General features: G+C 47.7%; 13 protein-coding genes. 3 read left to right on the top strand and 10 right to left on the bottom strand.

Annotated features, from left to right (window positions below):
* The 6 genes from HUF13_RS00845 to HUF13_RS00820 all read right to left on the bottom strand — a co-directional run bounded on the left by HUF13_RS00845 (position 1) and on the right by HUF13_RS00820 (position 6910).
* Entirely contained in the window at positions 1-1257 is a 1257-nt protein-coding gene (locus HUF13_RS00845) for an amidohydrolase (protein WP_173473366.1), read from the bottom strand.
* 117 nt (positions 1258-1374) lie between these two features.
* Complete coding sequence (gene murC, locus HUF13_RS00840; protein WP_173473365.1) at positions 1375-2802, bottom strand: UDP-N-acetylmuramate--L-alanine ligase; 1428 nt, start codon at positions 2800-2802, stop codon at positions 1375-1377.
* A gap of 144 nt (positions 2803-2946) precedes the next feature.
* Complete coding sequence (locus HUF13_RS00835) at positions 2947-4227, bottom strand: RluA family pseudouridine synthase (protein ID WP_173473364.1); 1281 nt, start codon at positions 4225-4227, stop codon at positions 2947-2949.
* Positions 4228-4437: 210 nt separating this feature from the next.
* Entirely contained in the window at positions 4438-4998 is a 561-nt protein-coding gene (gene lspA, locus HUF13_RS00830; protein WP_173473363.1) for a signal peptidase II, read from the bottom strand.
* 194 nt (positions 4999-5192) lie between these two features.
* The gene (locus HUF13_RS00825) at positions 5193-6281 is read right to left on the bottom strand and encodes a squalene/phytoene synthase family protein (protein WP_173473362.1); all 1089 of its coding nucleotides are present in this window, start codon (positions 6279-6281) and stop codon (positions 5193-5195) included.
* A gap of 152 nt (positions 6282-6433) precedes the next feature.
* Positions 6434-6910: a hypothetical protein gene (locus HUF13_RS00820; RefSeq protein ID WP_304038671.1), complete on the bottom strand. Its 477-nt coding sequence runs from the start codon at positions 6908-6910 to the stop codon at positions 6434-6436.
* A gap of 307 nt (positions 6911-7217) precedes the next feature.
* Between HUF13_RS00820 and dnaA the strand changes: the two genes are divergently transcribed.
* On the top strand, positions 7218-8543 hold the full coding sequence (dnaA, locus tag HUF13_RS00815; RefSeq protein WP_072830510.1) for a chromosomal replication initiator protein DnaA: 1326 nt from the start codon (positions 7218-7220) through the stop codon (positions 8541-8543).
* Between the two features lie 27 nt (positions 8544-8570).
* Positions 8571-9746 (top strand): tyrosine-protein phosphatase, encoded by a 1176-nt coding sequence (locus HUF13_RS00810; protein WP_173473360.1) that lies wholly within the window; start codon positions 8571-8573, stop codon positions 9744-9746.
* Here HUF13_RS00810 and HUF13_RS00805 read toward each other — a convergent pair whose 3' ends face one another.
* The 4 genes from HUF13_RS00805 to HUF13_RS00790 all read right to left on the bottom strand — a co-directional run bounded on the left by HUF13_RS00805 (position 9747) and on the right by HUF13_RS00790 (position 13054).
* Complete coding sequence (locus HUF13_RS00805) at positions 9747-10367, bottom strand: hypothetical protein (RefSeq protein ID WP_173473359.1); 621 nt, start codon at positions 10365-10367, stop codon at positions 9747-9749. It lies immediately after the preceding gene.
* Between the two features lie 140 nt (positions 10368-10507).
* Entirely contained in the window at positions 10508-11005 is a 498-nt protein-coding gene (locus HUF13_RS00800; protein WP_173473358.1) for a hypothetical protein, read from the bottom strand.
* 107 nt (positions 11006-11112) lie between these two features.
* Positions 11113-11889, bottom strand: a complete 777-nt coding sequence (locus HUF13_RS00795; protein ID WP_173473357.1) for a hypothetical protein — start codon at positions 11887-11889, stop codon at positions 11113-11115.
* Between the two features lie 181 nt (positions 11890-12070).
* The gene (locus HUF13_RS00790) at positions 12071-13054 is read right to left on the bottom strand and encodes a diaminopimelate dehydrogenase (protein ID WP_173473356.1); all 984 of its coding nucleotides are present in this window, start codon (positions 13052-13054) and stop codon (positions 12071-12073) included.
* 352 nt (positions 13055-13406) lie between these two features.
* Between HUF13_RS00790 and HUF13_RS00785 the strand changes: the two genes are divergently transcribed.
* Positions 13407-14195 (top strand): outer membrane lipoprotein-sorting protein, encoded by a 789-nt coding sequence (locus tag HUF13_RS00785; RefSeq protein ID WP_173473355.1) that lies wholly within the window; start codon positions 13407-13409, stop codon positions 14193-14195.
* The last annotated feature ends 16 nt before the right edge of the window (positions 14196-14211 follow it).

The raw sequence follows: 14211 nt of genomic DNA, 5'->3' as shown, positions 1-14211 counted from the left end.
TTATTTCGAAGCGAGTCGAGCCGCGCATTCGCGAGCGTTGCGAAGAATTTTTTCTTCCCCATCGACGTGGCGGCCACGCATCACGAACTTGCCATTGCACATCACGGAATCAATGGCGCCAGAATTGGCGGCATACACCCAATTGCTATACACATTGTAGCAAGGCACCATTCGCTCGTTGTTGAGGTCTAAAAGCAAGCAATCCGCGAGATAGCCTTCCGCAATGCACCCAGCGTTGATTCCAAAGAACTGAGCCACATTGCACGTTGCCATTTTAAGAGCCTCGTGAGCCGGGAGCGTTTCTGCTGTTCCCAGGTACTTAGCGAGGAGCGCAATGTTTTTCATTTCTTCTTGCATGTCGAGGCTGTTGTTCGAAGAATCGCCATCCGTGCCAAGACCAAGCTTCATGCCATCCTTGAGCATTTCGGCAACCTGCGGAATACCGCTATTCAACTTCATGTTGGAGCACGGGTTCAGAATTGCGGTCGCTCCCGATTCTGCAAAAATCTTGCGGTCAGACGCCGTGAAATGCGTGCAGTGCGCCGCCGAGAAATTCGAATTCAAGCCGCCCAAGCGCTTCCAGAATTCCACCGGCGTACATTTGTACTGGACCTCGCAATTCTTGACTTCAACTGTTGTTTCAGACAAATGCGTATGGATCTTGTAATTTTCAGCATGAGCAAGTTCGATCAGTTCCGCCGTTTTCTTCTCGCCCACCGTGTAAATCGCATGCGGCATTACCACGAGCTGCACACGTTCCGATTCGCCCGTGTGATTCTTCAAGAATTCAACGTTCTTCGCCCAAGCATCCTTAGACATCAACGGTTCCGCGAATGTAACGCCAATCGCCGCACGGATTCCCATTTCTTCGACAACGCGCATCGTTTCTTCGCGATGCCAATACATGTCTGCAAAGAAAACCGTTCCCGATTTAATCATTTCGAGAATCGCCAAGCGGCTCCCAACAGCGATATCGTCAGCCGTGAGTTTTGCTTCAGTTGGCCAGATGTATTCGTTGAGCCATTTGTGAAGTTCCATGTCATCAGCAAAGCCACGCAACAGCGACATTGCCGCATGCGTATGTCCATTATAGAACGCAGGCATAATCGCAAAGTGCGAACAATCGACAATTTCAGCGCCTTCGTAATCCGCAGGTTCTAGCGGACGCGTCACTTTTTCAAAGAGATTACCGACAATCAAGATGTCGCGCTTCGCGCCATCAAAGAAAACATTTTTTAAAACAATCTTTTTGTTCATCGAAGAGAGCCCCATCCATACTATAATATAGACATTTATGGATTCTCCTTACGGAGAATGACATTGTTTACTTATCAATCTTCTAAAAGTTTTTTCACAGAAAATGACTTTGTTCACTTAATGTTCTTCAAGAAGTTTTTTCACGGAGAAGGCAAAGTCCTGCAAACTCGGGTCGCGAGCGCCCATCAACAAAATCGTGTCACCCGGCTCTGCATATTCTAGCATTTTCTTCGCGCACTCGTTGCGGTCGGCAATGTAAATGGCTTCGCAGCCCTTTAAAATCAAGTCGTCCGCAAGGTCCCCTGCGCTAATGTCGCGCGTGACCGTTCCACCAGCATAATAGATTTCGCTGAAGAACATCACATCGTTCTTGCGGTCAAAATCCATATCCATCGGGCGAAGCGTATTTGCAATAAATTCAACCAGGTCCTTGCGCAAGAATCGCGTTGGACCAAAGCCATGGGGCTGGAACCAAGCAATCACGCGGCCTTCAGTAAAGTCTTGGGCGCTCTTGATGCTTGCCGCAATTTTTGCCGGATTGTGAGCAAAGTCATCAACAAGCGTAATGCCGTTGAACGTTCCAAAAATCTGGTGACGGCGGAACACGCCCGGGAAAGTCAAAAGCGCATCGGCACATGTGTGGAGCGAAACGCCCGCGCGAAGAGCCGCTGCAGTTGCAGCCAAGGCGTTTTCCATATTGTGCTTGCCCGGCAGCGGAATTTCGAACTTCACAAGTTCATTGCCATGGCGCACGCGGAACTGGATATGCGTCCCGGCCGACTTGAAATCAATTCCCTGAACGCTCACATAGCTTTCATAGCCAAAGTCAAATTCACGACCGGCGCTAAACTTCTTGGCGAGCGGGTGCGCATCGTTCACTATCAAGATGTGCCCTGCGCTCAAGACATTCTGGCTAAACTTCAAGAAAATTTGTTCGAGCTCGGAGATTTCCTTATGGTCCTTATCGATGTTCAGAATGACGCCGATTTCCGGTTCATAGCGAACTAGCGTTCCATCGCTTTCATCGACTTCGGCAACGAGCCACTGCCCCTTGCCACTCACGGCGTTACCAATCTTGCCCTGAGCCTGCAAGTTCACGAGGCCAGCACCCGTCATCACGGACGGCTGGAGTCCAGCGTAATCGAGAATGTGGTAAACCATCGCGGTCACCGTTGACTTTCCGCTCGTGCCGCTAATCGCAATCGTGCGCGCTTCCTTCGAAATCTTCGCAAGCATTTCGCTGCGGTGCATCACCGGAACGCCAAGTTCCTTTGCTCGTTTCAAATCAGGATTCGTATCTTCAATAGCGGTGCTCACCACGACGGCGGTAAGACCTTCGACAACGCCGGAACCGTCCTGCGCAAAGCACTTGATTCCGCAATCTTCGAGCTGGCTCATGACAAGCGGCTTCTCGGCATTTCCGTTCAGGAACTCGCCAAATTGACGGTCGCTACCGCTCACAGCAACGCCCTTGCCCACCAAATACTGCGCGATGGCACTCATGCCCACGCCCGCAACACCGATAAAGAAGTAAGAATTAGTCATTGGTTATTAGTTATTGGTCAATAGTCATTAGTGGTTAGTGATTAGTGGTTGGTGGTTAGGAACAAGTAGACAGTAGGAAGTAGACGGTAGGAAGGATGACTCTCAAAATAAAACATTCTTCATAGCAATACTGTTTACTAACCACTACCCCAACAGTTCCGGGTCAATTGTGGGTTCATATCCCGGTTCCACGAAATCTTCGGGTGCGATTCCCTTGCGGCGAGCGGCCTTCATCTGCTTGATGAGTTTGCGTTCGGCAGCAACGGCACGACGCTTTGCAGCAGTCTGAGCCTTTTCAGCGAGGCGCTGGGCGCGAGTCTTGCGTTCCTTCACAGGAGCAGCTTCATCCGGCGAAATCTCCAGCGGTTCGTCATAGCAGTCAAATTCATCATCGTCTTCTTCAAAACGAATCTGCGCATCGAAATCGCGGAAACCTTCTTCTTCGTCATACACTGGCGCCGATGCCGGGCATTCCTTTTTCAAGAGCTTGAGCACATTTGCAAACGGCTCTTCCATCGGCACCTTGAACGTAAGCTTCTTGTTCGTGCGCGGATGGATGAGTTCAATTTTCACGGCCTGCAAAAGCTGCGCCGGAGCAATTTCAAGAACCTTTTCGGCCACCGGCTTCATCAGAGGCGGCACGCGGTTCAAGCTTTCATCGCGACCATCATAAAGCGGATCACCCACGACCGGATGGCCCGTGTAGCGGCTATGCACGCGGATCTGATGCGTACGGCCAGATTCCAACTGCAATTCCAAAAGCGTTGCAATCGCAAAGAACTGCTTGGCAACGTAATGCGTACGGCTTTCTTTACCGCCCTTCACCACCGCCATCTTGAGGCGGTTCTTTGGGTTACGTCCAATCGGAGCGTCAATCGTTCCTTCGAGGTCACGCGGGCAACCCCACACAAGTGCATTATACGTGCGGTGAAGCGTACGCGTTTCGAGCTGGTGCGCCAAATGCCTATGGGCCGCATCGTTTTTCGCGACCACCATAAGCCCCGGCGTATCCTTATCCAAACGGTGGACAATACCCGGACGGAGCGGACCATTCACAGATGAAAGATTTTCCTTAAAGTGGTACAAAAGCGCTGCAGCAAGCGTTCCCTTGCTCACGCCATTACCCGGATGCACCACCAAATTGCGCGGTTTGTTGATGACCACGATATCGTCGTCTTCGTAAACGATGTTCAGCGGAATATCTTCAGGTTCAAGCGTCGAAGATTCCTTTTCGATCATCTTTTCAACGACAACCGCCATCCCCGTTTCAACGCGGAAGTTCTTGGAGACTTTGCCACCGCCGACCTTGACTTCGCCCGCTTCAATCAGCTTCTGCACATCCGTGCGGGAGACATTTTCCATAACGCCAACAAGGAACTTGTCGATACGTTCACCATTTTTGTCTTCGTTTACAATGTAATTCATGAATCAGTGGTTAGTGGTTGGTGGTTAGTGGTTAGGACGGCTTCGCCGCTTTGAGGTATGGGGTTGTGAGGTATGGGGTTAAAAGTTAAAATAACATTGTTGCTGTTGGTAGAATCTTGTTGACCTTGAGCACTGGGGCTAAAATTTGATGTTATAAGCCCATACCCCATAGCTCAAAGGACCGCAAGGTCCGTGCTCATAGCCTTACATTTAAGTTTTAAGTTCAGCCTCTTTTTCATCCTTAATTTGCTTATGCAACTTGCGCAAGATTAGAGGCGACAGAATCACGAGCGCAACGCCGACGGTCACGAATGAATCCGCCACGTTAAACGTCGGGAATCGTGTCATGATAAAATCAGGGAAATCGCAGTCGATAAAATCCACCACCTGCTGCATGCGCATGCGGTCAATGAAGTTGCCAACAGCACCACCGAGAATCATCACCACACCCAAACGGCTCAAGTAATCGCGCTTGTCGATGGACTTGTAGAACCATGCGAGCGCAAAAGCGGCGACAATCGAAATCAACAAAAAGAACAGCCACGGCGGCAAGAACGGCAACAAGTCTTGCGGACGGCTACTGAACGCAGCACCCTTGTTGTACACAAGCTGGAAACGCACAACTTCACCAATCACAGGAATTTTCTCGTACGTAAAATTCCCGGCTTCGTCCGTAAAACGCGAAACCGCCCACAGCTTCGTCAGCTGGTCAGAAACAATGCTAAAAACAATCACTGCCACATGAAATGGCCACTTGTTATAAAACTTCATATTACCTTGCATAAAATTCCTTTTTATAGATTGCTTCGCCCCTGCGGGTCTCGCAATGACGATATCGATCCTTTTATCACTGGATCCCCTCCCTAACGGTCGAGGATGACAATCGGTTGGTGAGCTCGGTTAGTGAACCTGTCGAACTATGTCGAACCACTCTCGTCTTTCGTCTCTAGTCTCTCGTCTTTCGTCTAAACGTTCCTCTTAATCCTCGCGTAAGCTTCATCAATCCACTTGTCCGAATAGAAGTGCATTGACGTTTCCTTGACAATCCGCTTCACGGTATCGCGCGTAATCTTCACCTTCTTGTCCGAAGAGAAAACCGACACACCATCACCAATCAAGCGCAAGTTTTCCGCCGCCATAAAAAGCGGCCAAAGGCAGAAGAGCCTCGTTCGCATCTTGATGTTCGGGATGAGTTTCGTGTACGCAATTGCATCGTCCAAATGATGCCAAGCTTTTTCGACAAGTTCTGAAAGCACCGCGCCGCACTTTTGAGGATCAGCACCCGCCTTGAACAAGTCGCTCGAATGATCAAAACCATGACGGCGGCAAATTTCTTCGGGAATAAAGCAGACGCGGCGACCAGAATCTTCGACGCAATCTTTCACGATATTTGTCACCTGCAGCGCAAGTCCAAAGCTCACGTCGAGCTTCGAAAGTTCCGCCTCGCGTTCCTTGCTAATCAGGCACGTATCGGCAGAGAAAAGCTTAGTCAATAGCTTCCCGACAATTCCCGCCACATAGTAGCAGTATTCATCCAGTTCTTCAACCGATTCCAGCGTGAACCAACCCGCCGAAAGAGCAGCCTCCTGGCGGAGCGCAAACTTCGCCATGCCACCGCACATTTCAATCACAACATCGCAAACCGGCTTCTGGTAATTCCTGGGAAGCGACTTCAAAAGCGGCACCACAATTTCGGACTTAACGCAAAGATCCTTATTCGGGTCTTCAGAGCCATGCCAAGATTTAGGCAAGGCATCCACAAACGTACGAATCTTTTCCGTTTCAAGTTCGCCCGTCTTGAACACATCGGCAAACAGCGCAAGCACACGGTCCTTTTCATGAGCCATCATATCCGGATCATCTTCAACAGTATCCGCAATGCGCAAATAGAGGTACGCAAGCAAAATACTGCGGTGCAACTTGCCACGCAAAACCTGGATGTTCAGCGCGAACGTGCGCGAAACGAGCTGCAAGATATCTTCGGCATACTTCCATGCCGCCTTGCCTTCGAGCACCTTCTCGCCCACATCTAAAGAATCCAATTTATCAATCATACATGCTCTTTCTAGTGATTAGTGGTTGGTGGTTAGTGGTTAGGATTGCAATTAAAATGTTCTTTTTACATTCCTGTTTACTAACCACTGCATACTAACCACTTAAAACATTCCTGTTTACCTACTAAATTCTAAGCTCTAAGTTCTGCCAACTAATAAACCTCAAACATTTCCGGGGGAACTTTCTTGGACTTTGCCATCGCCTTGACATACCTCCAAAAAACACGATGATTTTCGGCATTGCGGAGCTTGTGCGCAAAGCTCAACCCCGCGCGGTCTCTCACATTTTCTTCCGACATCGTGATTCCTTTGCGCTGGATTTCGTAATTTACCCAGCGATATTCCAAATAAAAAGCCGACTGGAACAAATCCGTGAGCTTAAATTCCGTCCTACGCTTCATCAAGTAGGCAATCGCAAAACAAAGAAGCATCGACAAAAATCCAAAATAGGCGTACTTTCCAAGCCCAAACTTTTGCAAGAACCACACCACTGTAATCGCAGTCGCCGCCGAAGCCACAAGCGTAAAAACCACATCGCAAAAACGCAAAAAACTCACCCGGCCGGGGTGTTTAACGTACCCATTGTAAACGTAAGCCCATTTTTCGCCCCGATTCAGTTTTTCTTTCATAAAAACGACATACGAGACATTCCTAAACCAAAAATGGAGACCCACCCAAAGAAGAACGGGGGTCCAAAAACAATAATCCACAAGTGTATTCAATTCCATCGTAGCAAAAAATAGAAATTTTGCGAATTTTCAAGGCATCGAGCACGGCCATAAGAGCCTAAAGTTTTGTGTTAATTTTCATTTACATTTAAGTAAGAAATATTTTAGGTTTATTTCTGAACGCATCTATCAACATCCCGAAGAATTAGCTAAATTATTACGCCTAGTTGTTGATAGATGATAAATCTAATCGGATGAGGATTGAATAATGCAGGTTGAATGGGAAAGATGCTTGAACTACCTCCATGGAATGCTGTCGGATACGGTATTCAAGACATATTTTGCACAGACCAAGCTCGTAAGCCAGACTCCAGGGCATGCCGTTATCGCTGTGCCCCCCGGACTTGATGTCAAAGTCTATGCCGCTTACAAGGATCTCATCCGCCTCGCATGGAAAGATGTTTCACACGACGAAGCTCCGGTAGAATTCGAATTCCAGCCGCAAGACGTGTACCAGCCGCAAGCAAGCGCTTCGGAAAATTCTTTCCGCGAATTTATCAAGCCGAGCGTTCCGCTTTCGGGCAGTTTCCGTTTTGAAAATTTCGTCCCTGGTGACAAAGCCCAACTCGCCTTCAACGCTGCTCTCGCTGTAGCCAGGAATCCGGACGGAACGCAATACAACCCGCTATTTATTTACGGTTCGTCAGGCCTTGGGAAAACGCACTTGCTCCAGTCCATCGGGAACTACATTCTCGAAGAAGATCCGACCAAGCGTGTGATATACCTCACGTCCGAAGACTTCTCGCAGCAGTACATGAAGTGCCTGCAAGAAAAGCGCATCACTGAAATGTCGGACTTCTACCGCAACGAAGTGGACATTCTCTTGATCGATGACATCCAGAACTGGACTGGCAAGTACGAAACGCAAAACGAATTTTTCTTGATTTTTAACGCGCTCCATCAGGCAGGCAAGCAAATCGTGCTCACCTCCGATGCACCCGCCGCCGAAGTGAAGAACCTCTCCGACCGCCTCGTGAGCCGCTTCTCCTGGGGCTTAACCGTTGACATCCAACCGCCAGACGTCGAAACGCGCGAAGCCATTCTCCACAAAAAGGCCGAAGAACGCCACCTCGAAATCAGCGACGAAGTCATCCGTTACCTCGCCGAAAATATCGCAAGCAATGTGCGCTGCCTCGAAAGCGCCATCATCAAGCTCACACTCCAGTCGAGCCTCATGAGCCACGACATCGACATGAACATCGCACAGAAGGTCGTCACCGAAATTGCTCCGACGCTCCGTCGCCGCGTAAGCCTTGACGCCGTGCTCCATGCCGTATCGCAGCACTACGAAGTTCCCGAGACCAAGCTCATCGAACCGGGACGCGGCACCAAGGAAATCTCGAAGGCTCGCCAAGTCGCCATGTTCCTCATGCGCGAGCTCTCCCCCATCAGCTTGCAGAGCATCGGTTCCCGTTTTGGCGGCAAGGACCACTCCACCGTCGTTCACGCCATCAAGAGCGTCAAGAAAGAGATGGAAACCGATCCGAGTTTTGCACGCTTGATCGAAAGCCTGAAGAATACCATCCACGATTAGGATCTAGAATGTAAAGGCGAGGGAGTAGTGCGACATTTTACAGCAATCGTTTTCTGCGCACTGTTTTTAATCGCCTGTAGCGAGCCAAATCCGGCTTTTGTCGTAAAAGAAATTTCGTTCACTACCCCCACTAAACAGGAGGGTGAACTTCACACCTCTATTTGGGGAGACAGCACAGGTCAGCTCTTATCCACCGACCTTTTCCTCGACTATCCGGCGGATTCATTTTTAACCGAATTCGAAATTGGCGATATCGTAACTGTTGCAATCGTCGGCTACGACACCCTCGAAATGCCTGTCGTAGAATCAACCAATGACGTCCCCATCGCAGGTTTTTCGCTTTCTGCAGTGAGCGGTGCCGAGCGCCTAATGCTAGCCATCCATTACGGCGAAGCCGCTGAAGTCCTTAAAATATCCGACGTCAAGACGCCCATAAAAGTCACCGTGAAGATGAAAGACAAAGGCGGCTATCTTTTCGGCATTGATATAATGCGGCATGTTCAATACATGAGTTTATACAAAGAAAGTTACCCCGAACTTTCAATTCAAGATTTCGCCAACTTCCGAAAAGTCCACACTACAGGCATGGGCGCAAACAAACTATACCGTTCATCAAGTCCCATAGACTACTCTATCGGTCGCAACCACTATGCGGATTCACTTGCAAAAGAAGCCGGCATCGCCACGTTTATCAATTTAACAGATACCGAAATTTACGCTAGATCTTACCAGAACTTTGATAGTTCCTATTACTCATCGCAAGACGCCGTCTTCTTGTCGATGCCCGTACAATTCTATTCCATGCCATTCAAAGTAGGGCTTGCAACAGGTTTCCGCTACATGATTGAACATGAAGCACCCTATTTAGTGCATTGCACCTACGGCATGGACCGTACCGGCTTTACAATCGCCGTTCTAGAAGCACTGATGGGCGCCACTGCCGAAGAAATCCAAGCAGACTACGCCCAGACATTCATCAACTACTTCACGGTCATTGATGACATGCAAGTCTCCTTAAACGCACATCAAATCGATTTTTACAAAGCAGTCGTTCTAAAAAATTTGCAATCGGTCTACCACGCCGAAGGGATTGACGTTCCCAATACAGACAAAGCCGATTGGGCGGACGCTACAGAAAAATATTTGCAAAAACTGGGAATGACTTCGGAAGAAATTTCTGCGTTGAAAGAAAAGTTAAAGTAATTATTTCCGGACAAACGTAATAACTGCTCCGATATGCTTGCTATTTAGCGTAATATCATCATCCTTTTGTTCCCTGTTTTTATCGACTCGGAAGCCATCAACCTTTTCTGTTTCACCTCCGAAACCACCTGCAACCTTTACAGAAAAGCCTAACGAATAGGAATCCGAAATATTCCAGACCTTTCCTATTTCAAACTCGATAAAAGATTCACCCTCGACATAGTACATTCCGTACTTTTCCCTTGATTTTTCGTTTCCGAAAAGGGAAACAAGTTTAAAAGACGTTCCGAGGAAAAATCCATTAAGAGGATTTTGTTCATTTACAACAGGATACCATTTGAGTCCCAATCCCCCAAAGAATCTGAATCTAGCATCTTCTTCGGAATATTCCTCTTTGTCACGCGAATAAATCTTATAACGATGTTCCCCAGCAGACCAAAAACAGCCAAAACTCAAATACAAGGCAACCCGTCTTGCAAAACCGATACCAATCTTAGAATCAAGCAGAGGACCGCCCCCTTCAAAAGAATAGATATCGTAATAAAGGTCCTTGTCATAAACCATTTCATCACGTTCTAAGTCATGATAATAGTTTGTCTTTGATTTGGTCTTGTAATCCATTACCGAATACATTCCACCAACGGAAAGTTCAAAATACGGATGAAGAATCTGGAGGAATTTTCAGTCTTGCGGCGAAACTTCAAATAAACCCGCTGCAGAATACGCCACTAAGCAAAAAATCAGTACGGCAATGCGCTTCATCATTCCTCCTTGACATTGAGGACGGCATAGTTCACGAACTTACCGCAAGCAGTATCTTCAGGAGCAAGGAAAGTCTCAAGCGAATAATCGCCGCTGACCTTTCTTTCATCAAATTCAGCTATGTAGAACTTTACTTCATCCGCAAATCCACTGGAATCGGTCTTTGTTTTAACCTTGTATGTGGGCAGATCAACTTTCTTGTCGCCGCAGAAAAAAACAATAGCAATGGTAAAATCGAAGCTTTTGCCAGCATGCTCCTTACCATAGCAATAATCAGCGAAAAAGAAACTGGCTTCCCCGCCATTTTCAGAGGTACGGCTATATTTGGTAGCAATCAGCGAATCATTGCTGTAGACTCGCATTTCCAAAGAATCCACGTCAGCCGGCTTAAGAGCTTTAACATACCCAGGATTGTAATCATAATCATACGCAGGATCACAAGCCATGTAGCAGCAACAAAGCCACACGTAAGTAAGCAAACACAATTTTATAGACACTCTCATACTCATAAATATAAACTATAAAAAGAAAAAAGCCCTCCGAAAATTTTAACGGTAGACTTTTTACAATCGCAAATCAAGCGATTTCAATGTTTCATTAAATATTACTTTTCAGTTTCTTCACGAATAACTTCATAGAACATACCCGCCGCCTTTGCACGAATATCTTCTTCAAGCGCATCAATATCGCGAGCCTTCGAATTAAAGCTAGCAATCAACTTGTTATTGGAAGTTCGATAAAGCTCAACAGAAATCGTCAAATTTTTTCCAAACGTTCCGATTCTCGCTTGCGAAACATAATCGGCGCTGATATTTTTTCCAGTTTCAACAATGCAAGCCCCTTCGCACTCTTCAAGAGATTTATCAGGCGGGAGCATTTCAATAATATTCTCACGAGTCATAATGGTAACATTCAGTTTCGAATACAAAGCCCTAACCGCTTCTTCTCTCAACACATTTGTTATAAACTGGGCTTCATGAAGTTTAAGAACTCCACCAGAAGTCGATTCAAGAACGGCTACGAAAATCGGACGAGACGGTTTTTTCTTTTGCGGCTGCGGTTTTACGGCAGGCTCAATTTTTTTGTTTGTATTTTGGTCGGACTTGACCTTGCTTGTAATCTTCGGAGGTTCTCCCCAAGGATCATACGCCGGTTTCGCTTCCTCAAAGGGCGTGACTTGGCAATATTCAGGTTCATAAGCATAGTAAGTATAATGACCACCAAGAGCATCAACAATCATAAACGGCCAAAACAAAAGATCCAACGCCAACATGCCACCCCTAAAATGCGATTCATAGCACTGGGCCATTTTAGGATTGCTCACACGCAAAACATCATACTCGGATTGCGAGAGATTAGGCGAACTTACAGAAAAAATCATTGCGCAAGATTCGAAAAACGAACAACATAAAAATAGCACAACAATTGTGGTGAATTTTTTCAAAAAATTACGCAAAATTTTCTTCTCCTGTTAACGTCTATAAAACGACTCACTTCATAAAATAAAAAAAGTTCCCCTTTGCATAACACAAAGAGGAACAATTTCGACCAATTTCTACCAATTACAGGCAATGAGCACGGAGATCGTCGTCGCTCAGAGTGCTGAGGTATGCAGGCGGCACGTCGAGTACGGTCTTGCAACCGGTCTGGCCGTTAGCCTTCATACGGAGTGCTGCGCGGGCGTAAGCCACGAGAACGCTCGTCGTGAATTCCGGGTTGGAATCGAGCTTCAGGCTGTATTCGATCACGTGCGTGTGTTCCAGATTCATGCCGGTCTTGCCGGTACGGATCACGAAACCACCGTGAGCGAGCCCGCTGTGGTTCTTGTTGAATTCTTCTTCGCTGATGAAGTTGACCGTCGTGTCGTATTCATCGAAGTAGTTCGGCATCGTCTTGATGGCGTTTTCGATGTAGGCCTTGTCAGCACCTTCTTCTGCAACAACGTAAACGAGACGAGTGTGCTTCTGGCGAGTCGTAAGTTCCGGCATAGAACCGCTACGCACAGCTTCGAGAGCAGATTCCACCGGGCAGGTGTACTGCTTCGCGTTCTTCACGCCCTTGATGCGGCGGACAGCATCGCTGTGGCCCTGGGAAACACCCTTGCCCCAGAACGTGTAGTCCTTGCCTTCCGGAAGGATAGACTGGGCGTACACGCGGTTCAGGCTGAACATACCCGGGTCCCAACCGACAGAAATCATAGCAATCTTGCCGGCAGCCTTGGCAGCAGCGTCAACAGCAGCGAAGTGCTGCGGAATCTTGGCGTGGGTGTCGAAGGAGTCGATCACGTTGAACATAGAAGCGTACTTCGGGGTGAGCACCGGCAGGTCCGTAGCAGAGCCACCGCAAATGATGAGCACGTCCACCTTGTCCTTCCAGGCTTCCATTTCAGAAACGTTCAACACCGGAACGCCTGCCGTCTGAATCTTGACCGTAGCAGGGTCACGACGAGTGAAAACCGCGACGAGTTCCATATCCGGAGCCTGCTTCACGGCGCATTCCACACCGCGACCCAGGTTACCGTAACCGAGAATAGCAATCTTTGCCATAAGAATATCCTTGTTAAAAATTTTTGCGTGGAAAATATAGGAAAGTAGGAAGTAGGAAGTAGGAAGTAGGAAGGAAATTCATGTAATATTAGTAGGTATGAAAAAGTTGGCAGAACTTAGAACTTAGAGCTTAGAAAAAGCCCCAGTAAGGGGCCGAAGCAATCCACCGCCTAGGGGCTCCGCCCCTAAAACCCCAACGCAGAAGAAAAGCAAACGTTTTTCAGATAAAAATACAACTCGGAATAAAATTTTTCAAAAAAAATTTCAAATCCGCGCAAATTGATATAATTTTCTTACAAAAGAGTCAAGCGATTTTCACAAAAACCGCCTTTGGACTTTTTGAAGGAGAAAAATGAAAAATCTTTTTTTAAGCACCCTTAGCGCTAGTTTTCTGCTTTTCACAACCAGTTTTGCGCAGTCTGCAAGCGAAATCGCCAAAAAAGTCCACGACTTGCCCTCCGGAAAAACATCTTCCGGCCTCATTTCCGTGACATTGATTGATAAAAACGGCAAGACCCGTAACCGCGAAATCGTCTCCTACACCATGAAGGACGGCACAACCGACAAGACCGTTCTCATGTTCAAAACGCCGCGCGACGTGGCGGGCATCAGCTACCTCACCTACGACTACCCCGACAAAGCCGACGGCTCTACCGTCGATAGCGACAGCTGGATCTACCTTCCAGCCATGAAAAAGGTGCGCCGCGTTTCCGGTTCAAGCAAGGACGACGACTTCCAGGGAACCGACTTCACATACGACGACCTTGGCAACCGCAGTCTCTCCAAGGACAACTTCGCCCTCCTCGGCGAAGAAAAAATAAACGGCATCGACTGTTGGATTCTAGAAGCCAAGGCTAAAGACCCGAAGGCAAAAATAAGCCGCCGCGTCTCCTGGGTGAACAAGAAAACCTATGTTGTACAAAAGGGAGAATATTTCGACAAGCAGAACCGCTTGCAAAAAACGCTTACCGCCGATAATATCCAGCAAGTAAACGGTTACTGGTCTACGCTCAAGATGACCATGACGAACGTCCAAACAAACCACAAAACTGTCTACGAAGTCAAGAACCTCAAATACGATGAGAAGGTCAATGAAAGTTACTTTACCGTAAGCGCACTCGAACGCGAACAGGTGAAATAAACAAACCAGGACAGCT

Source organism: Fibrobacter succinogenes (genome assembly GCF_902779965.1).
Taxonomy (GTDB): domain Bacteria; phylum Fibrobacterota; class Fibrobacteria; order Fibrobacterales; family Fibrobacteraceae; genus Fibrobacter; species Fibrobacter succinogenes_F.
This window is presented reverse-complemented; position numbering and strand designations above follow the sequence as displayed.

Coding starts and splice junctions, on each gene's coding strand:
- HUF13_RS00820 (WP_304038671.1), bottom strand. CDS start 6,910: ATGAAAGAAAAACTGAATCGGGGCGAAAAATGGGCTTACGTTTACAAT.
- HUF13_RS00805 (WP_173473359.1), bottom strand. CDS start 10,367: ATGGATTACAAGACCAAATCAAAGACAAACTATTATCATGACTTAGAA.
- HUF13_RS00835 (WP_173473364.1), bottom strand. CDS start 4,227: ATGAATTACATTGTAAACGAAGACAAAAATGGTGAACGTATCGACAAG.
- HUF13_RS00845 (WP_173473366.1), bottom strand. CDS start 1,257: ATGAACAAAAAGATTGTTTTAAAAAATGTTTTCTTTGATGGCGCGAAG.
- HUF13_RS00825 (WP_173473362.1), bottom strand. CDS start 6,281: ATGATTGATAAATTGGATTCTTTAGATGTGGGCGAGAAGGTGCTCGAA.
- lspA (WP_173473363.1), bottom strand. CDS start 4,998: ATGAAGTTTTATAACAAGTGGCCATTTCATGTGGCAGTGATTGTTTTT.
- murC (WP_173473365.1), bottom strand. CDS start 2,802: ATGACTAATTCTTACTTCTTTATCGGTGTTGCGGGCGTGGGCATGAGT.
- HUF13_RS00795 (WP_173473357.1), bottom strand. CDS start 11,889: ATGATTTTTTCTGTAAGTTCGCCTAATCTCTCGCAATCCGAGTATGAT.
- HUF13_RS00790 (WP_173473356.1), bottom strand. CDS start 13,054: ATGGCAAAGATTGCTATTCTCGGTTACGGTAACCTGGGTCGCGGTGTG.
- HUF13_RS00785 (WP_173473355.1), top strand. CDS start 13,407: ATGAAAAATCTTTTTTTAAGCACCCTTAGCGCTAGTTTTCTGCTTTTC.
- dnaA (WP_072830510.1), top strand. CDS start 7,218: ATGCAGGTTGAATGGGAAAGATGCTTGAACTACCTCCATGGAATGCTG.